The sequence below is a fragment of the Lipingzhangella rawalii genome (genome assembly GCF_031628175.1).
GTDB lineage: Bacteria > Actinomycetota > Actinomycetes > Streptosporangiales > Streptosporangiaceae > Lipingzhangella_A > Lipingzhangella_A rawalii.
The window spans coordinates 283,750-309,784 of record NZ_JAVLVT010000002.1; the positions used below are offsets into that span (position 1 = coordinate 283,750).

22 protein-coding genes and 3 tRNA genes are annotated in these 26,035 nt (G+C 67.7%); 2 read left to right on the plus strand and 23 right to left on the minus strand.

Annotated elements, in window-relative coordinates; translation table 11 throughout:
* Positions 1 to 25: 25 nt before the first annotated feature.
* The 9 genes from rpoB to RIF23_RS06625 form a co-directional block, all read right to left on the minus strand.
* A complete protein-coding gene (gene rpoB / locus RIF23_RS06585; RefSeq protein WP_310911546.1) occupies positions 26 to 3,493 on the minus strand; it encodes a DNA-directed RNA polymerase subunit beta in 3,468 nt (1,155 codons plus the stop codon).
* Positions 3,494 to 4,061: 568 nt separating this feature from the next.
* Positions 4,062 to 4,454, minus strand: a complete 393-nt coding sequence (gene rplL / locus RIF23_RS06590; protein WP_310911490.1) for a 50S ribosomal protein L7/L12 — start codon at positions 4,452 to 4,454, stop codon at positions 4,062 to 4,064.
* Between the two features lie 90 nt (positions 4,455 to 4,544).
* Entirely contained in the window at positions 4,545 to 5,066 is a 522-nt protein-coding gene (gene rplJ, locus RIF23_RS06595) for a 50S ribosomal protein L10 (protein ID WP_310911491.1), read from the minus strand.
* A gap of 254 nt (positions 5,067 to 5,320) precedes the next feature.
* Positions 5,321 to 6,187 (minus strand): hypothetical protein, encoded by an 867-nt coding sequence (locus tag RIF23_RS06600; protein WP_310911492.1) that lies wholly within the window; start codon positions 6,185 to 6,187, stop codon positions 5,321 to 5,323.
* A 202-nt stretch (positions 6,188 to 6,389) separates the two neighbouring features.
* The gene (gene rplA, locus RIF23_RS06605; RefSeq protein ID WP_310911493.1) at positions 6,390 to 7,094 is read right to left on the minus strand and encodes a 50S ribosomal protein L1; all 705 of its coding nucleotides are present in this window, start codon (positions 7,092 to 7,094) and stop codon (positions 6,390 to 6,392) included.
* Between the two features lie 105 nt (positions 7,095 to 7,199).
* A complete protein-coding gene (rplK, locus tag RIF23_RS06610; RefSeq protein WP_310911494.1) occupies positions 7,200 to 7,634 on the minus strand; it encodes a 50S ribosomal protein L11 in 435 nt (144 codons plus the stop codon).
* Between the two features lie 211 nt (positions 7,635 to 7,845).
* A complete protein-coding gene (nusG, locus tag RIF23_RS06615) occupies positions 7,846 to 8,664 on the minus strand; it encodes a transcription termination/antitermination protein NusG (protein WP_310911495.1) in 819 nt (272 codons plus the stop codon).
* Positions 8,665 to 8,902: 238 nt separating this feature from the next.
* Complete coding sequence (gene secE, locus RIF23_RS06620) at positions 8,903 to 9,166, minus strand: preprotein translocase subunit SecE (RefSeq protein ID WP_310911496.1); 264 nt, start codon at positions 9,164 to 9,166, stop codon at positions 8,903 to 8,905.
* Positions 9,167 to 9,245: 79 nt separating this feature from the next.
* Positions 9,246 to 9,319, minus strand: a tRNA-Trp gene (locus tag RIF23_RS06625).
* Positions 9,320 to 9,645: 326 nt separating this feature from the next.
* On the opposite strand from RIF23_RS06625, the gene RIF23_RS06630 reads away from it, so the two are divergent.
* Both RIF23_RS06630 and RIF23_RS06635 read left to right on the plus strand, forming a co-directional pair.
* Entirely contained in the window at positions 9,646 to 10,860 is a 1,215-nt protein-coding gene (locus RIF23_RS06630; RefSeq protein ID WP_310911497.1) for a pyridoxal phosphate-dependent aminotransferase, read from the plus strand.
* A gap of 89 nt (positions 10,861 to 10,949) precedes the next feature.
* Positions 10,950 to 11,981, plus strand: a complete 1,032-nt coding sequence (locus tag RIF23_RS06635) for an adenosine deaminase (RefSeq protein ID WP_310911498.1) — start codon at positions 10,950 to 10,952, stop codon at positions 11,979 to 11,981.
* A gap of 77 nt (positions 11,982 to 12,058) precedes the next feature.
* Here the strand turns inward: RIF23_RS06635 and RIF23_RS06640 are convergent, their stop codons facing one another.
* From RIF23_RS06640 to shbA, 14 genes are all read right to left on the minus strand, one after another.
* Entirely contained in the window at positions 12,059 to 12,649 is a 591-nt protein-coding gene (locus tag RIF23_RS06640; protein ID WP_310911499.1) for a TMEM165/GDT1 family protein, read from the minus strand.
* 418 nt (positions 12,650 to 13,067) lie between these two features.
* Entirely contained in the window at positions 13,068 to 14,159 is a 1,092-nt protein-coding gene (locus tag RIF23_RS06645) for a UDP-N-acetylmuramate dehydrogenase (RefSeq protein ID WP_310911500.1), read from the minus strand.
* Positions 14,156 to 14,593, minus strand: a complete 438-nt coding sequence (locus RIF23_RS06650) for a MaoC/PaaZ C-terminal domain-containing protein (protein WP_310911501.1) — start codon at positions 14,591 to 14,593, stop codon at positions 14,156 to 14,158. The genes RIF23_RS06645 and RIF23_RS06650 overlap by 4 nt, the downstream gene beginning before the upstream one ends.
* A 195-nt stretch (positions 14,594 to 14,788) precedes the next feature.
* Complete coding sequence (locus RIF23_RS06655) at positions 14,789 to 15,238, minus strand: MaoC family dehydratase N-terminal domain-containing protein (protein ID WP_310911502.1); 450 nt, start codon at positions 15,236 to 15,238, stop codon at positions 14,789 to 14,791.
* Between the two features lie 100 nt (positions 15,239 to 15,338).
* Positions 15,339 to 15,503, minus strand: a complete 165-nt coding sequence (gene rpmG, locus RIF23_RS06660) for a 50S ribosomal protein L33 (protein ID WP_310911503.1) — start codon at positions 15,501 to 15,503, stop codon at positions 15,339 to 15,341.
* A 76-nt stretch (positions 15,504 to 15,579) separates the two neighbouring features.
* A tRNA-Met gene (locus RIF23_RS06665) sits at positions 15,580 to 15,652 on the minus strand.
* Positions 15,653 to 15,809: 157 nt separating this feature from the next.
* Positions 15,810 to 15,885, minus strand: a tRNA-Thr gene (locus RIF23_RS06670).
* A 154-nt stretch (positions 15,886 to 16,039) separates the two neighbouring features.
* A complete protein-coding gene (locus RIF23_RS06675) occupies positions 16,040 to 18,148 on the minus strand; it encodes an AAA family ATPase (protein WP_310911504.1) in 2,109 nt (702 codons plus the stop codon).
* 163 nt (positions 18,149 to 18,311) lie between these two features.
* Entirely contained in the window at positions 18,312 to 18,896 is a 585-nt protein-coding gene (locus tag RIF23_RS06680; RefSeq protein WP_310911505.1) for a hypothetical protein, read from the minus strand.
* Between the two features lie 215 nt (positions 18,897 to 19,111).
* Complete coding sequence (locus RIF23_RS06685) at positions 19,112 to 20,824, minus strand: glycerol-3-phosphate dehydrogenase/oxidase (protein ID WP_310911506.1); 1,713 nt, start codon at positions 20,822 to 20,824, stop codon at positions 19,112 to 19,114.
* Between the two features lie 74 nt (positions 20,825 to 20,898).
* Positions 20,899 to 21,771, minus strand: a complete 873-nt coding sequence (locus RIF23_RS06690) for a lytic transglycosylase domain-containing protein (RefSeq protein ID WP_310911507.1) — start codon at positions 21,769 to 21,771, stop codon at positions 20,899 to 20,901.
* A 664-nt stretch (positions 21,772 to 22,435) separates the two neighbouring features.
* The gene (locus RIF23_RS06695) at positions 22,436 to 23,539 is read right to left on the minus strand and encodes a GuaB3 family IMP dehydrogenase-related protein (RefSeq protein WP_310911547.1); all 1,104 of its coding nucleotides are present in this window, start codon (positions 23,537 to 23,539) and stop codon (positions 22,436 to 22,438) included.
* A gap of 150 nt (positions 23,540 to 23,689) precedes the next feature.
* Positions 23,690 to 25,192 (minus strand): IMP dehydrogenase, encoded by a 1,503-nt coding sequence (gene guaB / locus RIF23_RS06700; RefSeq protein ID WP_310911548.1) that lies wholly within the window; start codon positions 25,190 to 25,192, stop codon positions 23,690 to 23,692.
* Positions 25,193 to 25,312: 120 nt separating this feature from the next.
* A complete protein-coding gene (shbA, locus tag RIF23_RS06705; RefSeq protein WP_407659412.1) occupies positions 25,313 to 25,930 on the minus strand; it encodes an RNA polymerase sigma factor ShbA in 618 nt (205 codons plus the stop codon).
* Positions 25,931 to 26,035: the final 105 nt, after the last annotated feature.

Here is a 26,035-nt window from a genome sequence, read left to right on the forward strand (position 1 = left end):
TCGTCCTCTGCTCCTCGTTCGCGGGTTAGACCTCTTCGACGCTGCTCGGCTCACGCCGGGACAGGTCGATACCGAGTTCCTCTGCAGCGCGGAAAACATCCTCGTCGCTGTCGCGCATCTCGATCGACATGCCGTCACTGGACAGCACCTCGACGTTCAGACACAACGACTGCATCTCCTTGATGAGCACCTTGAAGGACTCGGGAATCCCGGGTTCCGGGATGTTCTCACCCTTGACGATGGCCTCGTAGACCTTCACTCGTCCCACGACGTCATCCGACTTGATGGTGAGTAGCTCCTGGAGGGCATAGGCGGCGCCGTAGGCCTCCAGGGCCCAGACCTCCATCTCACCGAAGCGCTGCCCACCGAACTGGGCCTTACCACCCAGCGGCTGCTGGGTGATCATCGAGTACGGCCCGGTGGAACGGGCGTGAATCTTGTCGTCCACCAGATGCAGCAGCTTGAGAATGTAGGTGTAGCCAACGGCCACCGGCTCGTCGAACGGCTCACCGGTACGGCCGTCGATCAGCCGAGCCTTGCCGTCGGCGTTGATCAGACGGTCTCCGTCCTTGTTCGGGAGGCTCGACTCCAGCAGACCCCCGATCTCGCTCTCGCGCAGGCCGTCGAAGACGGGTGTCGCCACGGGAGTGCCGGGCTCGGCCTCCGAGGCGCCGATCTCCGCCATGGAACGTTTCCATTCGGCGTCATCGCCGTCGACCCGCCACCCACTCTTGGCGATCCACCCCAGATGGGTCTCCAGGACCTGCCCAACGTTCATTCGCCCGGGGACACCCAGTGGGTTCAGCACGATGTCGATGGGGGTGCCGTCCTCGAGGAAGGGCATGTCCTCCTGCGGCAGGATCTTCGCGATCACGCCCTTGTTCCCGTGGCGTCCCGCCAGCTTGTCCCCGTCCGCAATCTTACGCTTCTGCGCGACATAGACCCGGACCAGCTCGTTCACTCCGGGGGGCAGCTCGTCCCCGTCCTCCCGGTTGAACACCCGGACACCAATGACCTTGCCCCGCTCACCGTGCGGCACCTTCATCGAGGTGTCTCGCACCTCACGGGCCTTCTCTCCGAAGATCGCGCGCAGTAGCCGCTCCTCGGGGGTCAGCTCCGTCTCGCCCTTCGGGGTGACCTTGCCGACCAGGATGTCGCCCTGGTCGACGTCGGCGCCGATGCGGACGATTCCACGGTCGTCGAGGTCCGCGAGGACCTCCTCACTGACGTTCGGAATCTCGCGGGTGATCTCTTCCGGACCCAGCTTGGTGTCCCGCGCGTCGACCTCGTGCTCCTCGATGTGGATCGAGGAGAGAACGTCATCCTGCACCAGGCGCTGGGACAGGATGATGGCGTCCTCGTAGTTGTGGCCCTCCCAGGACATGTAGGCCACCAGCAGGTTCTTACCCAGGGCCATCTCGCCGTCGCTGGTGCAGGGACCGTCGGCCAGAACCTGGCCCTCTTCGACCCGCTGCCCTTCGACAACGATCGACCGCTGGTTGAAGCAGGTTCCCTGGTTCGAACGCTCGAACTTGGCCACCCGGTAGGTACGCCGGGTGCCGTCGTCGGCCATGACCGTGATGTAGTCGGCGGTAACGTCCTCGACCACCCCGGCCTTCTCCGCCACGATCACGTCGCCGGCGTCGGTGGCTGAACGGTACTCCATTCCGGTGCCGACCAGCGGGGCTTCGCTGCGCAGCAGCGGCACAGACTGGCGCTGCATGTTGGAACCCATCAGGGCCCGGTTCGCGTCGTCGTGCTCGAGGAAGGGGATCATCGCCGTGGCCACGGACACCATCTGCCGAGGTGAGACGTCCATGTACTCCACATCACCCGGGGAGACGGCCTCGAACTCTCCGCCCTTCCGGCGAGCCAGCACCCGCGTATCGGCGATGGTGCCGTCCGCACTCACCCCGGTGTTGGCCTGGGCGATGACGTGGCGGTCCTCCTCGTCGGCCGTGAGGTAGTGGATCTCGTCGGTAACCTGCCCGTCCACCACCTTGCGGTAGGGCGTCTCCACGAAGCCGAAGGAGTTCACCCGGCCGTAGGCCGACAGGGAGCCGATCAGACCGATGTTCGGCCCCTCCGGAGTTTCGATCGGGCACATTCGGCCGTAGTGGGAGGGGTGAACGTCACGAACCTCGAAGCCGGCCCGTTCCCGGGAGAGACCACCCGGCCCCAGGGCGGACAACCGACGCTTATGCGTCAGCCCTGCCAGCGGATTGGTCTGGTCCATGAACTGGGACAGCTGGCTGGTTCCGAAGAACTCGCGAATCGAGGCGACGACCGGCCGCACGTTGATCAGGGTCTGGGGTGTGATCGCCTCGACGTCCTGCGTCGTCATCCGTTCCCGGACCACGCGCTCCATCCGGGCCAGGCCCAGGCGCACCTGGTTCTGGATCAGCTCACCCACGGTCCGCAGCCGGCGGTTACCGAAGTGGTCGATGTCGTCGGTCTCGATCGGGAAGGTGCCGTGCTCGCGGTGGAGTTCCTCCTCACCGGCATGCAGACGGACGAGGTAGTCGATCGTCGCGACGATGTCGTCCTCGGTCAGCGTGCCCTGGGAGATGTCGGTCTCCAGGCCCAGCTTCTTGTTGGTCTTGTACCGGCCGACCTTCGCGAGGTCGTAGCGCTTGGGGTTGAAGTACAGGTTCTCCAGCAGCGCCTGGGCGGACTCCTTGGTGGGCGGCTCGCCCGGACGCAGCTTGCGGTAGATGTCGAGCAGCGCGTCGTCCGTGCCCGCGGTCGGGTCCTTCTCCAGGGTGTTGCGGATGGACTCGTACTCGCCGAACCGCTCCAGGATCTGGTCGTTGGTCCAGCCCAACGCCTTCAACAACACGGTGGCGCCCTGCTTGCGCTTCCGGTCGATCCGCACACCGACGAAGTCGCGCTTGTCGACCTCGAACTCCAGCCAGGCACCACGCGACGGGATGACCTTACAGCCGTAGACGTCCTTGTCCGAGGTCTTGTCGACCTGCCGGTCGAAGTACACACCCGGCGACCGGACCAACTGCGACACCACAACGCGCTCGGTGCCGTTGATGATGAAGGTGCCCTTCGAGGTCATGAGCGGGAAGTCGCCCATGAACACGGTCTGGCTCTTGATCTCGCCCGTGTCGTTGTTGATGAACTCCGCCGTGACGAACATCGGGGCGGAGTAGGTCATGTCCTTGTCCTTGCATTCCTCCTCGGAATGCTTGGGCGGTTCGAACCGATGGTCCCGGAACGACAGGGACATCGTGCCCGAGAAATCCTCGATCGGGCTGAGCTCCTCGAAGATCTCCTCGAGACCGGACTGCTCCGGGACGTCCCTACGCCCTGCCTCCTTGGCTGCCGCTACTCGCGCCTTCCACCTCTCGTTACCGAGCAGCCAGTCGCAGGAATCGATCTGGAGCGCAAGGAGGTCGGGAACCTCGAGAGGTTCCCCAATACGAGCGAAAGATACGCGGTTCGGACCAAGGACGTTAGCGGAGCGATTGCGCGAGGCTGCCAACAGGGGTCCTTCCGAAGGCTTGTGGCGGTTGATGCGCGCACGCCGGACGGTCCTGGTCACACGAGGAGACACCTAGCAGGGCAACAGGAGCGACATCAGAGACACGACGCCCCGGCCTGGCAGGAATACAGGACACGGTGCATGCCTCGCGGACACGGATCGTCATAGGGCAGCGCAAAAGGGCAGTGTAGCCGAATACTACACCGCTGTCCAACCATGCCTGCCGACGTCAGCCACGACACCACGCAGCATCGCCCCCACAGGCGAATCCGTCAAGCCCGGACAGGTGGGATCGCCCCGTCAGGCAACCGTGAGAGGACCCACACGAATCGGGAGGTGTGAGCAGCGCACAGGGGGGAATGGTACCTCTTTACTCACGTGCCGCCCCTCGGCGATGACGGGACTGTCGAGGCTGGCCGAGGCTGGTCGGTGCTGCCCACCGCACCGCCGGCGACCACCCGAGCTCGGCCGCTCGCCGGCGCCGGTAACTCCGCCAACACGCGATCGGGGTGGGTGTTCCCGCGGGAACACCCACCCCGATCGTGATTCCTTGGACCGCCGGGAGACCCTACTTGAGGGTGATGGTGGCGCCGGCGCCCTCGAGAACCTCCTTGGCCTTGTCGGCCGTCTCCTTGTTGGCGGCCTCGAGCAGCGTCTTGGGAGCGTTGTCGACGATCTCCTTGGCCTCCTTGAGGCCCAGGTCGGCGAGGCCACGGACCTCCTTGATGACCTGGATCTTCTTGTCGCCCGCGGACTCGAGAATGACGTCGAACTCGTCCTTCTCTTCCTCCTCCTCGACGGCCTCGCCACCGCCGGCGGCGCCGGGGGCGACGGCGACCGCGGCCGGAGCAGCGGCGGTCACGTCGAACTTCTCCTCGAAGAGCTTCACGAACTCGGACAGCTCGAGCAGCGTCATCTCCTCGAACGCGCTGAGCAGCTCCTCATTGCTGAGCTTCGCCATGGTTGCGATCTCTCCTTCTTGCGAGCGGTGCCGCACGGCACCGCCGAGCTCACACCGGCGTGCTGCCACGCCGCACTTATCTGGATTTGCTTAGGACTCCGCCTGCTTGTCGTGCAGTGCCTGAGCCAGCCGCACGGTCTTGGACGGCAGCGCCTGGAAGACAGCGGCAGCCTGCCCCTGCTTCGCCTTCAGCGCACCGGCCAGCTTCGAGAGGAGCACCTCGCGCGACTCAAGGTCGGCCATCTTGGTGATCTGCTCGGGGCTCATGGGCTTGCCATCGATGACCCCGCCCTTGATCACCAGGTGCTGGTTCGTCTTCGAGAAGTCACGCAGCCCCTTGGCGGCCTCAACGACATCGCCCTTCACGAAGGCGATGGCGGACGGCCCCTGGAACAGGTCGAGCACCTGCTCGTCCAGGCCGGCCCGATCGGCCGCAATCTTGGTCAGCGTGTTCTTCACGACGCGGAACCGCGCGTTCTGGCCGAGGTTACGACGCAACTGGGAGATCTGCGCCGTCGTGAGTCCGCGGTACTCGGCCAGCACCGCACCGCTGGAGCTCTGGAACTCCTCCGTGAGCTCAGCGACCGCGGCGTCCTTGTCCGCCCTCGCCATGGGACTCCTTCCAACAGTGATCGCTGGCTGGGTCACCCGGTGTGGCGCGACACAAAAACGCCCCGGCGCAGGCGCACGGGGCGGGGAAGCACGGCAGTCCGGTGGCTTCGTCGCATGTAACGGCACCTGCGCGGGCCGCCCCTCCGCGAGGGGCCTTCGGTCACCCACGGGTGACAGCCAGCGGTCTTCGGTAGTTCTCGAGTATAGGCCACCGAAAGGTGCCTGCGGACCACACGCCAGGTCCCGGATGACCGCTACGTGTCCTGGAGGCTCTCCTCCAGCTCTTCGAGGCTGTCCTCCATCTCCTCCAGGTCCGGGGCGTCGGGCAGTTCCGGCATGTCCCCCACATCACCGGGCGCGTCCGGCAGCTCGTCCAGGTCCATGTCCAGGTCGGGGCCCACCCCGAAGTCCTCGATCTGGTCCTCACTGGGGTAGTCGATACTGACACCGGAGTTGAACTCCAGGAAGTCCACCGTGGTGCTCACATCGCCGAGTTCGTTCACCGTGCGGCGTGGCAGCCCCTCGTCACTGATCCACACATCGAACTGGACCTCCTCCACCCCCATCTGGTCATAGGTCTCGGCGAGGTTCTCGCGGGTCTGCGCGTCCTCGATCTCGTCGAGGCCGTCCGTGATCGGGTAGGAGCCGGTGTAGTGGGTGGTGGCGGTCCCCTCGATCTCCTCGGGACCAACCTCCTCCACCCCGTCACTGGCCACCAGCTGCTCGATCTGGGCGACGGGGTCGGGAGGCTGCTGCTCCCCATACTCGGACAGGTCCATCCGCAGCCACTCGGGCTGGCCGAGGGAGGGGTCGCCCTCCATGAGCATCTCGCTGCCCCGGATCAAGGTCTGGCTCTGCCCCTGGCCGGGTATGTCCAGCTGAAGGCGCGTTGTCGGCTCGGGCTCGGCGACGTACTCCATCTCGGTGGCCCCCTCCGGCGCTGCGCCACCGAACGCGCCATCCACGGAGACCTCGGCCCGGAAACTGTCCACCGAACGTGTGTCCTGCACCGCGTTCACGAGGGTGTCGAAAGGATCCTCGCCGATGCCCGGAATGAGCCCACATCCTGTGGATGCCAGGGCGAGTCCGCCTCCGGCGGTGATGACCACCAGCTTGCGCATGTTCAGACTCCGTATTCGATATGCGCCGTATGTGCTCAGGGGTATGCCCTTCTAGGACGAAGCACGGTCGCAGCGGGTTCCCGTGCCGCTCGCGAAGCGCCCGGCCCCACTCGCCCCGATCCCGCGGACCCAACGAGCGCCCCTAACAGCTGCGGGCGCCCCCGGCGATGCCGCCGGGGGCGCCCGCAGACCACTGCGTGGGTCAGGCCTTGGCCGCGACCCGCACGATATTCGGGTCAACGGGGATCCCCGGACCCATCGATGTTGTAAAGGTCACCTTCTTCAGGTAACGCCCCTTGGCCGCCGAGGGCTTGAGCCGCAGCACCTCGTCGATCGCGGCGGCGTAGTTCTCCACCAGCTGCTCGGGCTGGAAGGACACCTTGCCGATGATGAAGTGCAGGTTCGCGTGCCGGTCCACGCGGAACTCGATCTTTCCGCCCTTGATGTCGGTCACGGCCCTGCCGACGTCCGGAGTCACGGTTCCGGTCTTCGGGTTGGGCATCATGCCCCGCGGACCAAGGATGCGGCCGAGCTGCCCCACCTTGCCCATGAGGTCGGGGGTTGCGACCACGGAATCGAACTCGAGGAAACCGTTACGCACCTCCTCGACCAATTCGTCGCCACCGACGTAGTCGGCTCCCGCCGCGCGAGCCTGCTCGGCCCGTTCACCGGTCGCGAAGACCAGGACCCGAGCGGTCTTCCCGGTACCGTGCGGAAGGTTGACAGTTCCGCGCACCATCTGATCGGCCTTGCGGGGGTCAACACCCAACCGCAGGGCCACCTCGACCGTGGCGTCAAACTTCACCGTCGCCGTCTCCTGGGCGAGCTGGACCGCCTCCTGCGGGGTGTACAGCCGGCTGCGGTCCACGCGCTGGGAGGACCTCCGGTGGTTCTTGCTGCGCTGCACTTGGTTCGTCTCCTCTTAGCTGAGTTGTGGTGTGCGGGCCAGTGCCAGGCCCTGCCACGGTGGTCGCAGGACATGCTCCCGCGGACATGCTGGTGCGGTGACTCGTCAGTCCTTGATGACGATCCCCATGGAGCGAGCCGTTCCGCTCACGACCTTCTCGGCCTGCTCCAGGTCGTCGGTGTTGAGGTCGGGCAGCTTGGTCTGCGCAATGTCGCGGACCTGGTCGCGGGAGATGGAGCCAGCGGTGTTGCGGCCCGGGTCCAGACTGCCCTTGTCGATCCCCGCGGCCTTCAGGATCAGCTTGGGCGCCGGCGGGGTCTTGGTGACGAACGTGAACGAGCGGTCCTCGTAGATGGTGATTTCTACGGGGATCACGCTGCCGCGCTGAGCTTCCGTCGCAGCGTTGTACTGCTTGCAGAAGTCCATGATGTTGACGCCGTGCGGACCAAGCGCCGTACCCACGGGCGGCGCCGGTGTGGCCTGGCCAGCGGGCAACTGCACCTTGACGAGTGCTGCGACCTTCTTCTTCTTCGGAGGCATGTCGGGTCCTTTGTCCTTCACTATCGGGTGTGTGCCGGCCCCATCCACGATGGGGCCGTGCGTTCCGGTAGCCCGCGCACGAGGACGGCGGGGCGGCCCACCGCGTGGCGAACGCGGACGACTGCCCCTACGCACGGCTGCGGGACGGAGCTCGGCTCCCGGTCCGGGACGAGATGGGTCCGGCTCAGACCCACCAAGTCTACGGGACCGTTCAGATCTTGGAGACCTGGTTGAAGGCCAGCTCCACCGGAGTCTCGCGGCCGAAGATCGACACGAGAACCTTGAGTTTCTGGGTGTCCGGGTTGATCTCGCTCACCGTTGCGGGCAGTGTCGCGAACGGGCCTTCCATGACCGTAACCGACTCCCCCACCTCGTAGGCGATCTCGGAACCGCCGCTGGCGGCCCCCTCCTCCTTGGCCGCGGCCGGTTCGACGGCCTCCTCTTCCAGCTCCGGAGCCAGAAGTTCGGCGACCTCGGACATGCTCAGGGGAGCGGGACGGTTGGACAGCCCCACGAAGCCCGTCACCCCGGGGGTGTTGCGCACCGCGGCCCAGGACTCGTCGATGAGTTCCATCCGCACCAGCACGTATCCCGGCAGCACCTTCTCGGTGACCTGCTGGCGCTTCCCGCTCTTGACCTCGGTGACCTCCTGGGTGGGGACTTCCACCTGGAAGATGTAGTCCTCCATGTTCAGCGACTGGGTCCGGTTCTCGAGATTGACCTTGACCCGATTCTCGTACCCCGAGTACGTGTGCACGACGTACCAATCACCGGGCAGCAGCCGCATCTCGGCCTTGAACTCCTCCAGGGGATCGCGCGCGGGGGCGTCCTGGCTCGCCTCGGCCACCGGCTCCGCGGAATCGGCCGAGGCCACGGAGTCGCTGCTCTCGGAAGCCTCCGCATGCGTGTCCTCGGGATCGGGCCCCTGAGCGGCGTCCACCTGCTCGGCGCCCAGACCGGTCTCTTCCTCCGACGTCCGCTCCCGATCCTCGGCAGGAAGGTCGTCAGAGGTCAGTGGGGACTCGGACACGGCTGCTCTTTCTCTCGTCGGATACGCACTTGCCGGGCGTGTCTATCGGCACGGGAACAGCCACCTCGCCGCGGCCGGACCGAAGGTCACGGACACCGAGGCAGCTGGCCTGAGAAACCAACGGACACTGCCACTACCGCCACACTACGGCACCACTGGACGTGGCGTGCCGTTCTGGCGAGCCGCGTTCCGCGCGAAAGCGCGGGCCGGGCCGTCCGGCCCGCCAAATGCGGCGCCCCTAGGGCAGAATCGTCTCAAGGACTCCAGCCCGCTCGGGATCGTACAGCCACAGGACACCCTGACCGAAGACCCAGTCGACACCGGTGACGTAACCGATCATGATCAGAACGAATACCATGACGACAATGGTGTAAGTGATCAGTTCCCAGCGTGTCGGCCACCGGACCTTGCCCAGCTCGGCAACGACCTGCCGGGTGAACACGACGGGATTGGTTCGCCGGGGCTCCGGCTTCGCTCCGGCCTCGCCGTGGGTCTGTGTCACCTTGCTGGTCCCTTGGCTCGACGACAGTGCTGATACGCCTGGACGCTCAGCCGACCCCCACCCAGCTGGGCGGATCGTGCAGGGCAGGAGGGACTCGAACCCCCAACCGCCGGTTTTGGAGACCGGTGCTCTAGCCAATTGAGCCACTGCCCTTGGGCGCGGTCAACGACCGCGATGTCCAGCGTAGCCTGGGCCGCGCTGGACGGCACAACCAATTGTGCCATATGCCGCGAGCAAGCCTACCCGCTGTGGTGCCGTGGCCGATACACAGAACACCCCTGCGGAACAAACCCTTGTACGAACGCGCACGCACACCCGACAGCGCACCGGCTGCACCGTGCAAGCTACGCCAGGACCTCCTGCCGCCCGTAACCCCGGGTACGGGCCGGAGTGGTCGGACCGCGCCCCCGGCGCCCCCCGCGACCCCGGTGCCGCCACACGATCCCCACGGTTTGCCACGGCATGGTTGCATTAGGGCTATGAGTGAGCCACAGCGATCCCGTATCTCCGCACGTGTCGGCAATATTGCCGAGTCCGCCACGCTGGCTGTCGACGCCAAGGCGAAGGAGCTCAAGGCCGCCGGCCGCCCCGTTATCGGCTTCGGCGCGGGGGAACCGGACTTCCCCACACCGGACTACATCGTCGATGCAGCGGTTCAGGCGTGTCGCGACCCCCGCTTCCACCGGTACACGCCCGCGGCAGGTCTACCCGAGCTTCGGGAGGCCGTGGCTGCCAAGACCCGACGGGATTCGGGATACCAGGTGGACGCCGGCCAGGTGCTCATCACCAACGGGGGTAAGCAGGCGATCTACGAGGCTTTCGCGACCCTGCTGGACCCCGGTGACGAAGTGATCGTCATTGCTCCGTACTGGACGACCTATCCGGAGGCAATCACCCTCGCGGGTGGGGTTCCGGTCTATGTGACCACGGACGAGTCCACCGGATACCTCGCCACCATCGAGGCGTTGGAAGCGGCCCGGACCCCGAACACCAAGGTGCTGCTGTTCGTCTCCCCCTCCAACCCCACCGGCGCCGTGTACCCCCCCGAGGCCGTCACCGCCATCGGACGGTGGGCTGCGGACGCAGGCCTGTGGGTCCTCACCGACGAAATCTACGAGCACCTGGTCTACGGGGGCGCCGAGTCGGCCTCCATGCCGGTACAGGTGCCGGAGCTGGCAGACCGCACGATCATCGTCAACGGGGTCGCCAAGACCTATGCCATGACCGGGTGGCGTGTCGGCTGGCTGATCGGCCCCTCGGACGTGGTCAAGGCGGCCACCAATCTGCAATCCCACGCGACGTCGAACGTGTCCAACGTTGCCCAGGCCGCGGCCCTGGCTGCCGTGTCGGGCGACCTCACCGCGGTCGCCGAGATGCGCGAGGCCTTCGACCGGCGTCGACAGACCATCGTGCGCATGCTCAACGATATTCCCGGAGTGGTCTGCCCCGAACCGCACGGCGCCTTCTACGCCTACCCTTCGGTGCGGGACGTGCTCGGCCGGGAGATCCGCGGTCGCAGACCGCAGACCTCGACGGAGCTGGCCTCACTCATTCTGGAAGAGGCCGAGGTGGCGCTGGTCCCTGGTGAGGCGTTCGGCACTCCCGGTTACTTCCGACTGTCCTACGCCCTCGGTGACAGCGATCTCGCCGAGGGGGTTGACCGGGTGGCGAAGCTCCTGAGCGAGGCCGTCTGAGCGGAACCGACCCAACCGTCGCGAAATGACCCAGGAGCAAGCCCGCGAAACCCGCCACCTCACCATCTCTGATACGGCACCCTGAAGGCATGGCACCCCGGTCGATCACGCAGCTCCCCAAGGCGCATCTGCACCTGCACTTCACGGGTGCGATGCGTCACTCCACCCTGGTGGAACTGGCCCAACGGTACGGAGTGCACCTGCCGGAGGCGCTGGCGGTGCACTGGCCGCCCCAGTTGCGGGCCACGGACGAACGCGGCTGGTTTCGGTTCCAGCGGCTCTACGACATCGCCCGATCGGTGCTGCGGGAGCCGGAGGACATCTATCGCCTGGTCTACGAGGCCGCCGAGGATGAGCGGGCCGCGGGCTCCCGCTGGCTAGAGATCCAGGTGGACCCCAGTGGTTACGCCTCCCGGTTCGACGGGCTGACCTCCACGCTGGAACTCGTGCTGGCGGCCAGCCGAGCCGCGGAGGAACAGACCGGCGTCGGCATCGGCGTCGTGGTGGCGGCCAACCGCACCAAGCATCCCCTGGATGCCAAGGCACTCGCGCGGCTGGCCGCCCAGTACGCCGACCGGGGGGTGGTGGGCTTCGGGCTGAGCAATGACGAGCGCCGTGGCCGGGCCCGGGAGTTCGAGGGGGCGTTTCGAATCGCGCGCCGGGCCGGCCTCATCTCCACTCCACACGGAGGGGAGCTGGCGGGCCCACGGAGCGTGCGCGAATGTCTGGACGAGCTGGCAGCCGACCGGGTCGGGCACGGGGTGCGGGCCGTGGAGGATCCCTACCTCCTGGAACGGATTGCGACACAGGAGGTCACCCTGGAGGTCTGCCCCAGTTCCAATGTGAGTCTCGGGGTGGTCGACGACGCGGTTCAGGTGCCTCTGCGCCGGCTGTACTCGGGGGGTGCCCCCATCGCCCTCGGCGCGGACGATCCACTGTTGTTCGGGCCACGGCTGGCGAGCCAGTACGAGATCGCACGGGAGGTCCACGGCTTCACCGACGCGGAGTTGGCCGAGCTGGCTCGGATGTCCATCCGCGGTTCGGCCGCTCCGGAGAGCCGACGCAAGGAACTGCTGGCCGAAGTGGACACCTGGCTGGCTGGTGACCCGTCCGCGGACTGACCCAGGCACCGGGTTCCCGACGGCGTACCGTGCCAGCACCGTGGCCCGAGACCGCTTCGCGGACGGCCTCGAGCGGATCAGGCGAGCAGTAGGTAGGCGCCCTGCCCGGTCATCGCTGCCCCGGCCAGGAGAAATACGACAGCCGCTCCCACCTGCATGACCCGCTCGGGCAACCGCCGACGTAGCGCCGCTCCGAGCAGAATCGCCAACACCCCGGCCAGGACCATGCCGATGGTGGAGCCGAGCCACACGGGGAACCAGGGATACTGGGTCGCCACCGCGACGGTGGCGAACATTGACTTGTCTCCGAGTTCGGCGACAAAGGAGATCACAGTGACAGTGCCGAGGGCGGATCCCCAGCGTCGGGGACTGGGCGGCTCCTGCCCGCTGGTGCTGGGCGGCTCCTCCCGGAGTGTCCACGCCCCGAACCCGAGAAACACCACCCCGGCCAGCAGGGTCAGCCATGATGTCGGCAACGCCAGCCCCAGGACCTGGGCCACGAACACGCTGATTCCGTGAATCGCTGCGGTGGAGATCGTGATGCCCGCCAGTACCGGCGCGAGCCGGTACCGCCCGGCAAGCGACATCGCCACGAGCTGTGTCTTGTCTCCCATTTCCGCGACGAAAAGCACCGCGGCGCTGATCCCGAAAGCGAGGAGAAACTCCATTGCCGCTCCGCCCGACTCGTTCGTGCTCCGGGTGGAACACGCATGGGGCTCCGACCCGGAGTGCCTGACCAGGCCGAAGGTCTCGTCCGCCTCTGTCTCGGGCACAGGCTCACACGGCCGGGTGTGGACGACGCCGCCCTACGCCAGCATGTCGACCGCGCACATTCGGGACTACTCCCCTTCGCTTCGCCTGAAAAGCTATCTCGGACAAAAATCCGAACACAACTGATGAGGCGGGCCAAACACAGAAATGGAGCGGCCCAACGATAATGTTGGTCGGAGCTAATTCATTTAATTGATAGGGCTGTACGACACCGAACGGAGGACGTGATGTCACACCCGCGTCGGGGCCAAAACGCCGATCTGTGTCACGATCCGCAGCTGATCCCCGTGTCTGCCGGACCGGTCGAAACGCCGACTACAGCTCCACACCGACCAGAACCGGCTCGTTCACCAGGGTCACGCCGAACGTGTCCGCGACTCCCGCCCGGATCTCCCGAGCGAGGGCGAGCAGGTCCGCGGCCGTGCCCGCACCGGGATTGGTGAGAGCGAGGGTGTGTTTGGTGGAGATCCGCACGGGTCCTCGTGTGTACCCACGTTCGAAGCCGGAACGGTCGATCAGCCACGCCGCCGAGGTCTTGGTCCGGCCGTCGGGGGTCGGAAACTCCGGTGGGACGATGTCGGGACCGAAACGCTCGTACACACGTTTGCGGAGTTCGGTGTGTTCGTTCGGAGCGAGAATCGGATTGGTGAAGAAGGAGCCGGCGCTGCGGCTATCCGGATCCTCCGGGTCGAGCACCATACCTTTGCCCCGCCGCAGATCCACCACGGCATCGTGCGCCGAGCGCAGCTCGACGGTGTCCCCCTGGTCCACCCCGAGATGACGCGCGAGCTCGCGGTAGGCGATCGGCTGGGAGTGAGGGGACCGGTGGAGAGCGAAGACGACCGCACACACGACGTACCGGTCCGTGCCCTTGAGGGCACTGGTGCGGTAGCCGAACGCACAGTCGGCATTGCCGAGGGTGCGCATCCGATCCTCGTGTCGGTCGTAGACCACCACCTCGGTGATGGTCTGGCTGACCTCCTGGCCATAGGCCCCGACGTTCTGGATCGGGGTCGCGCCAACATTTCCGGGAACGCCGGCCAGACACTCGACTCCGCTGAGCCCTTCGCCCACACTCCACTCGACGAAGCGGGTCCAGTTCTCGCCGGCACCCACGCGAACATACCTGCGGTCGGGATCCATCGGGTCCGTGCGCACACTGACCCCGCGGACATCGACCTGTACGACCGTGCCGGGGAAACCGGCGTCACTCACCACGAGATTGCTTCCGCCGCCGAGGAGGAGGAGCGGCTCCGCAGCGCGATCGGCCGCCCGCACCGCCTCAACCAGCTCGGCCTGCTCGGACACGCGCACCAGGGACTTGGCGGGCCCACCCAGCCCCAGGGTCGTGTGCTCGGCCAGGCGGAGACTATGGCGTCCCGGTGGCGCGGGCAGGGGAGAACTCATGGCAGGCGGACCACGGCCGTGGCACGGGTCAGCACCTTGGCCTCGCCCGAGTTGGCGGTGATGGCAACGACGACCTCGTTGTTGTCGCGCTTCTCGGTGACGCGCCCTCCGACCCGAACCTCCGCGCCCTGATCATCGTCGGGGACGACCACGGGTGAGGAGAAGCGGACCCCGTACTCGAGCAGACCGCCGGGATCTCCGATCCAGTCGGTGACGACGCGTCCGGCCTGGGCCATGGTCAGCATGCCGTGCGCGATGACGTTGGGGAGCCCCACCGCGGTGGCGACCCGTTCACTCCAGTGGATCTCGTTGAAGTCCCCAGAGGCTCCGGCATAGCGGACGAGGTCCCCCCGGCGCACCGTGAACGTGTGTTCGGGGAGTTCTGTTCCGATCGCGATCTCGTCGTAGCGCGGCTGCTGCGTTATCGGCGTCATCGGCGCAGACACCTGCCTCTCCATCGATCCGCTAGGGAGTGTTTCTTGAACGCTTTCGGATGAGGGAGCGGCTCTCCAGGGCGAGGTCTCGCAAGCCGATGTGCGAAAGGCATCCTGGTTTGGCTGTCTGAGCGCATCGGCGCAGCGAGCGTCGTCCTGGGAGACGCGAGCCCGAAATGGTTCAAGAAACAGGACCTAGTCGCCGGCACCGCGGACCGCCAGTGTGTTGACCGCCGTCACCACGTGTGCCCCCGCCTCGTCTGTGATCTCACTCTCGAAGGTGATCACCTCGTTGCGGCCCAGCGCCTTGATGTCCGCGATCCGGGTGACGGTGCTGACACGATCACCGGCGCGCAGCGGACGGCTGTAGCGGAACTGCTGGCCGGCGTGCACGACCCGGGCGAAGTCCAGATTCAGCTCCGGGTCAACGACGGCCTGCCCCACCGCCTCCATATCGACGATGATCGGAAAGGTTGGTGGGGCGATCACGTCGGGATAGCCGGCCTCGACCGCGGCTGCGCGGTCCAGATACAGGGGGTTCGCGTCCCCGATCGCCGTGGTGAATTCCCGGATCTTTCCCCGCGTCACCTCATACGGATGCGGAGCCGGATACACCCGTCCCGTCAGCTGCTGGTTGATCGCCATGGTCTCCCTCCCGGGTCCCACCCGCACACCGCGGCTGGCCACAGACTACTGGCCCAGCGAGCTCGCGGCTCGCTGGGCCAGCTACAACCGAATTCGTCGGTCAGCGGGTCTCGCGGTGTTCGCGGTGGCACCGGCAGTTGGAGCAGTACTTGCTCAGGGAAAGCCGGTCCGGGTTGTTCCGCCGGTTCTTGCGAGTGATGTAGTTCCGGTTCTTGCACTCCTGGCAGGCCAGGGTGATCTTCGGCCTCACGTCTGTGACAGCCACGATGGAGTGCCTTTCTCGCTAGCGGCATGCGGACAGGCTCACGCGCCTCCCGGAGAACCGGAAGGTACGTGAGTAGTAGCGGGGGCCGGACTTGAACCGACGACACAACGATTATGAGCCGTTTGCTCTGCCAACTGAGCTACCCCGCCAAGAGTCCGGAACGACCGGACTTCGCTCCCGATAGTACCCAATCGGGACCCCGGAGACGAACCCTCCAGGCGTTCCGCGCGATCACCACAGCCGACCCGGAACAACCACAGTCCCCGGAATCGACATGCAGGCGATCCGGAGGACCGCCTGTGGTGATGGAGCCCCTTTACGGATTCGAACCGTAGACCTTTTCCTTACCATGGAAACGCTCTGCCGACTGAGCTAAAGGGGCGTCTCGCGCTTGGGCCTTCCCTGCGGTCCGGCCCTGCGGTGCGACGTCACCGACTATACGAGGTTCGCCAGCCCAGTGCAAAATCGGGACGCGGCTCCGCCACGCAGGCCCGCCGAGGCCCGACCCCTGCGGCTGCACGTCGCCGCGCACGGCCTCACGTATTGGTGATCCACACGTTGGACGTCTCATCCCGGTCGATCGTCCAGATCGTCGCCGGAAGCCCCGCCTGGCGCACCGCGTCCGGAAGCCGGCTGTCGTGTGTCAGAACGATGATCTGCCGCTGCTGGGCCACTTCCGACAACACGTTCGCAAGCCCACCCACGGTCTCCGTATCCATCGCCTGGACCGGATCGTCCAGCACGAGGAAGCCGAAGGGATTGTCCGACGCCAACGCACGCGGCAGGCAGATGGACAGCGCCAGCGCCTGGGACTCCCCCTGGCTCAGCACTCCCGGAGAGTTGGGAGTTCCGTCGCCACCCGCGAGTTGCACATCCACCGCGACCCGACGCCGTGCCCCCCGCCCGACCAGCCGCATCGCCTCCAGGTCGATGTGCCGTTCCTGCCGCAGCGAACGCCAGATGTGTTCGGCGTGGGCTGCCACGGGCCGCAGTCGCTCCTCCCGCAGGTGCCGCGCCGCTTCGGTGAGCCATTCCAGGGCCGCACTGGCCGGGGCCAGCAGCTGCCGGGCCTGCTGCGCCGCACGCGCCTCAGCCACCCAGGAGCCCAGACTCTCGGCCAGCTCCGCCCACCCGTCCGTGGGGTCGGCCGCCTGTTCGGTGGCCTCTCGGCGCGCGGCCTGGGCGCTGGCCCGCAGTCGCCGCCCCACGTTCTCGATATGGTCAGCAAGCTCACCCAGGTCTGTGATATTCGCCCCCGTCGACCACTCGGCCCAGACCCGACCGAGTTCAGTGTCCGCGGGCAGCCAGCTGGGCGGCGCCGCCAGCAGGAACCGCGCCTGGTCCCGCGCGGCCTCGGCCCGTTCGTAGGCCGACGCCGCCGTGGCTGCCAACGGTTGGAGCCGGTCGATCTCCGCCCGCATGCGCTGGCTCCAACCAGCGTCGATGACACCGCTGCTCCCGCAGGTGGGGCAGTCACTCGTGGTGGCGTGCCGTTCCTGGTGTTCCACGGCCGTCCGCAGGAGCGCCACCAGGCTGTGCGCCCGTTCCCCCGCCGTGTCCGCCTGCATGGCGAGCTCCATCGCCGCGCCCCGCAGCTCGTGAACGACGTCGGTCATGACCGCGCGTTCCGGAACGGACAGGCGCCGCAACCGACGCTGCATGAGCTGCCGCCCACGGTCGGCGGGACCGTTGTCCTCGGCGATCCGCCCAAGCTGGTCCAAGTCCGGAGGGTCGGTGTCCAGCAAGTTCACCGCCTGGCGGGCCCGCGGATCGGAGCTGGCAGCCAGGTACTCACGCACCCGAGGAAGCTCCCGCACGGCCCGACGCTCCTGTTTGGCCAGGCGGTCGCAGGCCTGGGCGAGTGCCCGTTCGGCGGCGGTGACCTCGGTGAGTCCCAGCAGGGCGGTCAGAGTGTCGTACAGCTCCGCGGAGCGTCCCGTGATGGTGCGTCCCAGCTCCTCCGAGGACAGGAACGGGCGGTACCGCGTCAGGACCTCACTCCAACCGAGGTCCGCCAGGGACCCGGTGCGGCGTGATTCCACGCTGTCCCCCGCGGCGCCGAGCAAGGTTACCGTGCCGCGGCTCGACCGGGCACTGTCCCCGTGCCAGGTTCGGGAGATGCGCAGAGCGCCGCCGCCGGTGGGATGGACGTCCACGTTGATGAGGGTGTCCTCCTCAACGTGGATGTTGCGCCAGCCGTCCCGCCAGGAGGCGGGCAGCTGTTCCCACCGTGGGTCCCGCCCGGTCAGCGCGGACTCGATCGCCTCGGCGAAACTTGACTTGCCCGTGCCGTTGCGCCCCACCACGATCGTGAGTCCGGGTCGGGGTGGAAATTGGAGCTGCGCGACCCGGCCGATTCCGCGATACCCCTGGACCTGCACCTGGCTGAGGAAACACTCGCCGATGCTCGGCGGTGCGGGAGCCGGCGCCCCGAGTTCGGGCTCCGCAACCTGTTCGCCCCGGCCGCATGCGTCCAGGGCGACTCCTCCGTCCGGGCGCAGTGCCGCGACCACCCACTGTCGAGCGGCGTCGTCCAGTTCGGAGCGTCGCAGCTGCCGCAGTAGCCGCTGGGCAGTCGGCCCCGGCCGTCCCGACTCAGGTCCGGACTCGGTGGACGGTCCGGCGCCCGCCGGCGTCGTCTCCATGTGACCTGCCGTCACCTTCCCTCACCACCCCGACCCGTTACTCGTACTCGACAGCAGACTAGGACAGACCCGACGCAGCGTGCAGAGGCCGGTGCCACTCGGTCGGTATCCGTTGGGGGAAGCCGGTACCCGGTGTGGGGTTCCCAGACACCATTGGGCCCGGTCAGTGCGGTGGGTCGACCGGCATCGCGCGTTCCAGGCGGACGGCGAGCTGTTCGAGTTCGGGGGCGCTGGCCTCCAGCACCCCGGTGAGGTCGTTCAACCGCGCCACTTCGGCCGCCTGGGACCAGGACATCCGCTGTGGTGGGTCCTGCTCCAGTCCGTGAATGTGGCGGTACAGAGGCGGCGGGAGCGGGGTGGTGAGGAATCCCAGCATGTACCGGGTCACGGTCGCCTCCCGCTGTGGTGCGGTGAGGTCCGCCCCCGGGGCTCCGTCCGGTGCGAACTCAGCGGTGGCCAAGCTGAGGAAGCCACGGGTGCGTTCGATACAGAAGCGGGTTCCCGTGACCGGATCAACGAGCAGCGTGTCCCGAGGCATGGTGCGGGCGATGTCCCACAGCCGGCGGATCAGGGGTTCCTGTTCCCGTTGGTCCGCGGTCCACCGCCGTACGCTCAACAGCCAGGCCAGGCCCGCCCCGGCCGCCATGGCTCCCAGGGCAGAGAGGGCGAGACTCTGCCACCAGACGAAGGACAGCACCAGCAGCGCCCCCGCGGCGACGAGGGTGACCGCTCGTGCCTGCTGGCTCACCCGTGTCTCCTCTCGACGGCACGCCGGACGTCCCGTCCGTCCAGCATATCCCTCCGGGCCGGGAATCCGGGCGAACTCCGGTACCGCGCGGCACCGTGCGGCGTCCTGCGGCCCCGACCGAGCCCGGCGTGGGCTGGGGATGCGCGCCTCGCCCGGGCAGCGTTGCCGCCCAGGCGAGGATCCGGGCGCTATACCGGAGGGTGAAACCCGCCGTCCTACTCCCGGACGGTCGGCGCGACGTCCGGGGCGCCGTGTTGGACCGCGTCCGCCTCGTGGTCGCTCTCCTGTTCCTGGGCGGCCCGTTCGGCCTCGATACGCTTGCTGTAGTACTCGACCTCCTGGCGCACGCGCTCGTCGTCCCAGCCCAGGGGATCGGCCATCAGCTCGGCCGCCTCCTCGGCACAGGCCAGCCCGCGATCCCAGGTTTCGATCGAGACGTGGGTACGGCGGGACAAGACATCGTCGAGGTGTCGAGCGCCCTCGTGTCGCACGGCGTAGACGACCTCGGCACGGAGGTAGTCGTCCGAGCCGGCCAGAGGCTCCCGCAAATCCGGACGCTGCTCGATGAGTTCCAATACCTCGTGGATGAGCGAACCGTAGCGCCGCAGCAGGTGAACCACCCGCGAAACGTGCAGCCCCGAGGTGCGGGCCAGTTTGCGCCGCTGGTTCCACAGGGCGGCGAAACCGTCCGCCCCCACGAGCGGCACCCGATCTGTCACCGAGTCAGGCACCCCGGCACCCAGACCGTGCACGACCGCGTCCACAGCGTCCTTGGCCATAACCCGGTAGGTCGTGTACTTCCCACCGGCAATGAGCACCAGCCCTGGAACGGGATGAGCCACCGTGTGCTCTCGGGACAGTTTCGAGGTCTCGTCGGACTCGCCACTGAGCAGTGGCCGGAGTCCCGCGTAGACCCCCTCCACGTCGTCCCGGGTGAGGGGCACGCGAAGTACCTGGTTCACGTGGTCCAGGAGGTAGTCGATATCGGCGCGGCTCGCCGCGGGGTGCGCCTTGTCCAGGTCCCAGGCGGTGTCGGTGGTTCCCACGATCCAGTGTCGTCCCCACGGGATGACGAACAACACGCTCTTCTCCGTGCGCAGGATCATTCCCGAGGAAGCCTGGATCCGGTCCCGGGGCACCACCAGGTGGATTCCCTTGGAGGCGCTCACGTGGATCTGGCCACGCCCCCCGACCATCTGCTGAATGTCGTCGGTCCACACTCCGGCCGCGTTCACCACCTGCTTGGCGCGGATCTCCAGCTCCTGGCCGCTCTCCAGATCCTGTACCCGCGCGCCGGTGACGTGCTCGCCCTCGCGGAGAAACCCCAGTGCCTGGACACGGGAGGCGATCGACGCCCCGTAGGTGGCGGCGGTGCGCAGCACGGTCACGACGTAGCGGGCGTCATCGACCTGAGCATCCCAGTACTGGACCGCCCCGGCCAGAGCGTCACGACGCAGCGCAGGAAACACGCGCAGCGCACCACTGCGGGTGAGGTGCCGGTGGGCCGGTAGGCCACCCGTGTTGCGCGCGGCCATCGCGAGCGTGTCGTAGAGGGTGACACCAGCGCCGATGTAACCCCGCTCCCAGTGCCGGGTGAACGGGAACAGGAACGGGACCGGCCTAACGAGGTGGGGCGCGAGCCGAGTCAACAGTAGGCCACGTTCGGCCAGGGCCTCGCGCACCAGCTCAATGTCGAGTTGCTCCAGGTAGCGCAGGCCACCGTGAATGAGCTTACTGGACCGGCTGGAGGTTCCGGAGGCGAAGTCACGGGCCTCGACAAGACCAACCGAGAGTCCCCGGGAGACCGCGTCCAGTGCGACCCCGGCACCGACGATGCCGCCCCCCACGACCAATACATCCAGCTCCTGGCCGGACATGGTCGCCAACGCCGTTGCCCGTTCCTCCGGACCCAGCCGTGCTGCACTCATGCCGCTTCCTCTCCCCCAACGAGCGGACTCGCCATCGACATCCCCGGCTCACCACCCTAGCCAGCACAGACGGCTCAGCCACGCACCGCCGCGGCGTAGTCGTTGGCTGTGGTCAAGACCTCACGTGCGTAGCTGTCGGAGTTGTTGTAGGCGAGGATCGCCTCCCACCAGTCGGCGCTGGTGCTCAGGTCCCGACCGTCGGCGCACAGGTATCGGGCGGCGGTGTAGGCAGCGTCATCGATGTGGTGCGGGTCGGGTGTTCCCCCGTCCACAGAGCTTCCCCACTGGTGCCAGGTCTGCGGAATGAACTGCATGGGGCCGACAGCCCGGTCCCACACCGGGTCGCCGTCGAGCTCACCGTCGTCGGTGTCCGGGATCTCGGCGAGACCAGGTCCTCCATCCAGGGGGATCCCGATGATGTCGACCGTGGTGGTGCCATCGGGTCCGATCTCCGCACCCCCATACGTGCCGTGCTGGGACTCGACCCAGCCGATCCCGGCGAGAGTCGGCCAGGACACCTGACAGTGGGGCTCCTCCTCGGAGACGAGGAGCTGGGCCGTGGCGTATCCCTCCAGCGCCCGAGCCGGAATCCCGGTCTGCTCGGCGACCTCATCCCGCCACTGTGGACGCACCCGGCCCGTAGAGCCCGGAGCCGGGTCTCCGGAGTTCCCAGCCCCCGTGCGCGGGGACGGGCGCTCGTCCGGAGGCCCGCCCTCGTCGGTCACCTCCGCCGGCACGGTCTCCACGAACGCTGCCTCGGCTCCCGCTCCGGGCGGAGGCTGGGCGGCGCCGGGGCCGCTGGTCAGGGTGTCCGCCAGGAGTACCGCTACCGCGGCGAGCAGCAGCGTCAGGCCGACGGCACCGAGCGGGGCCAGTGCGCCGCGCCATCGGGAGCGCCCGGCTCCGGCGCGCGTCGGCGGCACACAAGACGCGGGTTCTGGGGTCACGGGGGAATCCGGGGTCATCGCCACAGCGCCTCACTGGGTGAACCACATCTGGAGGAGAGAACAGCGAAGCCAACAGTACGTGCTCACCGCCGACACCGCAGCTGTCCCGGTAGCGAGACCATCCATCCCGGCCCACACCCGATTCCTGGCGCCCCTCGGCCTTTCCTGCACCCCTGATGTGCGTGGATACCTCCAGGACGCACAGGAGAGCCCGCGGGCCGGCCACGGCGCAGCGCCCGCACCCTACGGACCCCCGAGGAAGAGTGCTGGTGACGGCAGCGGCTCGCCCGTCAGCGCCATCTCGGCCGCCAGCGGCGTCGCGCCCTGGAGGCGCTCCCCCGCACGACGGCCAACGGGCCTATCGAGGGCGACCGAGGGCCCTGCCAGCACCGCGAATATCCCAGCGGCGCTCGCGCCCGGCCCCCGGGGGGCCGGGGCCATAGCGTGCGGACCGATCGCGGCGGAGGAGACCAGCGCCGATGCGGCCGGGGATCACGGTGACGAATCTACGACGGCCGGACCACGGGCCGCCCTCGGGCACGGTGCCGGGTACGAACCGGGCGAGCAGCACCCGCACGGTCCCCGTGCGGCCGAAACAACCGGACCCGACCCCCGCTTGTGCCAGGCCAGGCCCGACCCCGTTCCCAAGTCCAGGGTGCAGGGCCTAGTGCGGGGCGACCACGACCTCCACCCGCTGGAACTCCTTGAGGTCGGAATAGCCGGAGGTTGCCATGGTACGACGCAGGGCCCCCATCAGGTTCATGGTTCCGTCACTGGTGGAGGACGGGCCGTGCATGATCTCGGAGAGGGTGCCGATGGTTCCGACGTCCAGACGCCGCCCCCGTGGAAGCTCGTGATGGTGAGCCTCACTGCCCCAGTGGTGCCCCCGGCCCGGCGCCTCAGCGGCACGCGCGAGGGGAGAACCGATCATGACGGCGTCGGATCCGCAGGCCAGAGCCTTGGCGATGTCCCCGCTGGAGGTCATGCCACCGTCGGCGATGATGTGCACGTAGCGGCCACCGGACTCGTCCAGGTAGTCCCGACGGGCAGCGGCCACGTCGCCGATGGCGCTGGCCATGGGCACCGCGACCCCGAGCACGTTCCGGGTGGTGTGTCCGGAACCACCCCCGAAGCCCACCAGGACACCGGCGGCCCCGGTACGCATCAGGTGGAGTGCGGCAGTATAGGTGGTGCAGCCGCCCACGACGACCGGGACGTCGAGATCGTAGATGAACGCCTTGAGGTTCAACGGTTCGGTGCGTCCCGAGACGTGTTCCGCGGACACGGTCGTGCCCCGGATCACGAACAGATCCACTCCGGCGTCGATGACCGCCTTGTGGTGCTGGGCTGTGCGCTGCGGCGAGAGGCGGGCAGCGGTGACCACCCCCGCCTGGCGGATCTCTTCGATCCGGCGGCCGATCAGCTCCTCCTGAATGGGACTGGCATAGATCTCCTGGAGCCGCTGGGTCGCGGCTTCCTCATCCAGTTCACTGATCTCGGCGAGCAGCGGTTCGGGGTCCTCGTAGCGTGTCCACAGCCCTTCGAGGTCGAGCACGCCGAGGCCGCCCAGTTGACCGATGGCGATCGCGGTGCTGGGTGAGACCACGCTGTCCATCGGGCTGGCCAGCAGCGGGTTCTCGAAACGGTAGGCGTCGATCTGCCAGGTGAGCGAGACCTCCTCCGGATCACGTGTCCGCCGGGCCGGTACGATTCCGATCTCGTCGAGCTCGTAGGCACGGCGGCCCTGCTTGCCCAGCCCGATCTCCATCTGCGCCACCGCTAGGGTCCTTCCTCGCGCCGCGTCCACAGGTCAGGCGCCCGAACACACGCGGGCACCGGCTTGGGGAGTCTACCGCCGTTTACTCCAGGTGGACGCAGCCCCGGGGCACGGCCACGTGGCTGGCCCGAACGCCACGGGTCAACCCCGACCCTGGTAGTTGGGGGCCTCCACCGTCATCTGCACGTCGTGTGGATGACTCTCCTTGAGCCCGGCCGGGGTGATCCGCATGAGCTGTCCGCGCTCGGTCAGATCGGCCACGGTTCGGGTTCCCGTGTACCACATGGACTGCCGCAGCCCCCCGACGAGCTGGTGTGCCACGGCGCTGAGTGGTCCCCGGTAGGGGACCTGCCCCTCGATCCCCTCTGGGACGATCTGGTCCTCGGTGACGACCGAGGCCTGGGAGTAGCGGTCCTTGGAGTAGGAACGGCCACGCATCGCGCCCAGGGACCCCATACCCCGATAGGCCTTGAACTGTTTGCCGTTGATGAAGATCAGCTCTCCGGGGCTCTCCTCCACTCCGGCGAGCAGACTGCCGAGCATGACCGCACTCGCGCCGGCGACCAGAGCCTTGGCGATGTCGCCGGAATACTGGAGTCCACCGTCCGCGATCAGCGGAACCCCTGCGGGCCCGGCCGCCTGTGCGGCCTCCAGCACCGCCGTGACCTGCGGGGCACCCACCCCGGCGACGACACGCGTCGTACAGATCGAGCCAGGGCCGACCCCGATCTTGATGCCGTCGGCTCCGGCGTCCACCAGGGCCTGGGCACCGGCTCGGGTCGCGACGTTGCCGGCGATGACGTCGACGTTGGCGTTGGCCTTGAGTTTGGCGACCATGTCCAGTGCCGCCGCGGAGTGGCCCTGGGCGACGTCGACCACCAGGACATCGGTGCCCGCCTCGAGTAGCGCTCGGGCCCGCTGTTCTCCCTCGGTGCCAACGCCCACCGCCGCACCGACCCGCAGGCGGCCCCCGTCGTCCTTGCTGGCATCGGGGTACTGTTCCCGCTTGATGAAGTCTTTCACGGTGATCAGCCCGCGCAGGCGGCCCTGTGCGTCGACCAACGGCAGTTTCTCCACCTTGTTGTCTCGCAGCAGGGCGAAGGCATGGTCACGGTCGACGTCCATCGGGGCGGTAATCAGGGGCATCGGGGTCATGACATCCCGGACCATGCGCGTGCGGTCCTCTTCGAACCGCATGTCCCGGTTGGTGACGATGCCCAAGAGCACGCCGCTGTCGTCGGTCACCGGCGCTCCGGAGATGCGGTAGTGGGAGCTGAGCTCCTCCACAGCGGCGAGGGTGTCCTCCGGGCGGCAGGTGACGGGGTCGGTGATCATCCCCGCCTCGGACCGTTTGACGAGGTCCACCTGGGTGGCTTGCTCCTGTGCGGAGAGGTTGCGGTGCAGGATGCCGATGCCTCCCTGCCGGGCCATCGCCACCGCCATCCGAGACTCCGTCACCGTGTCCATGGCAGCGGATACCAGTGGCATGCGCAGCCGGATGTTCCGGGTGAGCCAGGTGTCGGTCTCCGCGTCCCCCGGGTTGAGGTCCGAGTACGCGGGCACCAGCAGGACGTCGTCGTAGGTCAGGCCTGGTGGCAGCACCTTGGTGTCCACCGGCTGTTGGTCTCCCCCGTGTGGTGTCATCCCGTCTCCCCCGGCCTCGGCTGCGCTCTGTGCTCTCATCGTAGAACCTGCTCGGGGAAGCGCGGGCACGGTTCCGCCGCTCTTCCCGGACGAGCGGGCTGGTCGTGTGACCGACGGCACCTAACGCCGCGGTTTCGGGCGGACACGGTGCCGGAGCCGGGACAGAGCACGATGCTGTGCGACGCGAACGGCCCCCGCGGACATTCCCAGCGCGTCGCCGGTCTCATCGGCGGAGAAGCCGACCAGCACACGGAGCACCACCAGGTGCCGCTGCTGCGCGGGAAGCTCCCACAGCAGAGCCCGCGCACGCTCCACCTCCCAGGAGCGAACGGCAGCCTCCTCCGGACTGGGCGCGTCGTCGGGCCGGTCGGGAACGGAGGCCATGGGTGTATCGGACCGATTCATGCTGCGCAACGCATCGGTCACCTTGTGCGCGGCAATCCCGAATACGAACGAGGCGAAAGGCCGGCCCATATCCCGGTACCGGGGCAGCGCCGCCAGCAGGGCGACACACACGTCCTGGGCGACGTCGTCCGGTGTGGCGACGGCGGCCCGGGACAGCCGGGCCTGGCAGTAGCGCAGCACCATCGGGCGGACCTCGCGCAGGAGGGCATCCAGCGCCGCGTCATCCCCCGCAACCGCGCGAGAGCTCAATTCCGTGAGTCGTTCCGTCTCGCGCCCGCCTCCCTGGAGGGACCCCGTGCGGCGCGTGCCTTCCGAGACGTCTAACCCGGTCACACTTTGCAGTGTGCCCGCTCGTGCTGGATGCTGCGGCACGATTCCGGGCAACAGAACAGTCACATTCTGGCGATACGTGTTGCGTATCGGACGTTCGGAGTGCCG

What these genes read in the sequence shown, in the direction of transcription:
- RIF23_RS06695 (WP_310911547.1), bottom strand. Translation starts at nt 23,539, where the DNA reads ATGGAGATCGGGCTGGGCAAGCAGGGCCGCCGTGCCTACGAGCTCGAC.
- RIF23_RS06650 (WP_310911501.1), bottom strand. Translation starts at nt 14,593, where the DNA reads ATGACGCCGATAACGCAGCAGCCGCGCTACGACGAGATCGCGATCGGA.
- RIF23_RS06640 (WP_310911499.1), bottom strand. Translation starts at nt 12,649, where the DNA reads ATGGAGTTTCTCCTCGCTTTCGGGATCAGCGCCGCGGTGCTTTTCGTC.
- rplK (WP_310911494.1), bottom strand. Translation starts at nt 7,634, where the DNA reads ATGCCTCCGAAGAAGAAGAAGGTCGCAGCACTCGTCAAGGTGCAGTTG.
- RIF23_RS06675 (WP_310911504.1), bottom strand. Translation starts at nt 18,148, where the DNA reads ATGGAGACGACGCCGGCGGGCGCCGGACCGTCCACCGAGTCCGGACCT.
- RIF23_RS06685 (WP_310911506.1), bottom strand. Translation starts at nt 20,824, where the DNA reads ATGAGTGCAGCACGGCTGGGTCCGGAGGAACGGGCAACGGCGTTGGCG.
- RIF23_RS06600 (WP_310911492.1), bottom strand. Translation starts at nt 6,187, where the DNA reads ATGCGCAAGCTGGTGGTCATCACCGCCGGAGGCGGACTCGCCCTGGCA.
- guaB (WP_310911548.1), bottom strand. Translation starts at nt 25,192, where the DNA reads ATGACACCACACGGGGGAGACCAACAGCCGGTGGACACCAAGGTGCTG.
- rplJ (WP_310911491.1), bottom strand. Translation starts at nt 5,066, where the DNA reads ATGGCGAGGGCGGACAAGGACGCCGCGGTCGCTGAGCTCACGGAGGAG.
- RIF23_RS06630 (WP_310911497.1), top strand. Translation starts at nt 9,646, where the DNA reads ATGAGTGAGCCACAGCGATCCCGTATCTCCGCACGTGTCGGCAATATT.
- RIF23_RS06655 (WP_310911502.1), bottom strand. Translation starts at nt 15,238, where the DNA reads ATGGCGATCAACCAGCAGCTGACGGGACGGGTGTATCCGGCTCCGCAT.
- RIF23_RS06635 (WP_310911498.1), top strand. Translation starts at nt 10,950, where the DNA reads ATGGCACCCCGGTCGATCACGCAGCTCCCCAAGGCGCATCTGCACCTG.
- rplL (WP_310911490.1), bottom strand. Translation starts at nt 4,454, where the DNA reads ATGGCGAAGCTCAGCAATGAGGAGCTGCTCAGCGCGTTCGAGGAGATG.
- RIF23_RS06645 (WP_310911500.1), bottom strand. Translation starts at nt 14,159, where the DNA reads ATGAGTTCTCCCCTGCCCGCGCCACCGGGACGCCATAGTCTCCGCCTG.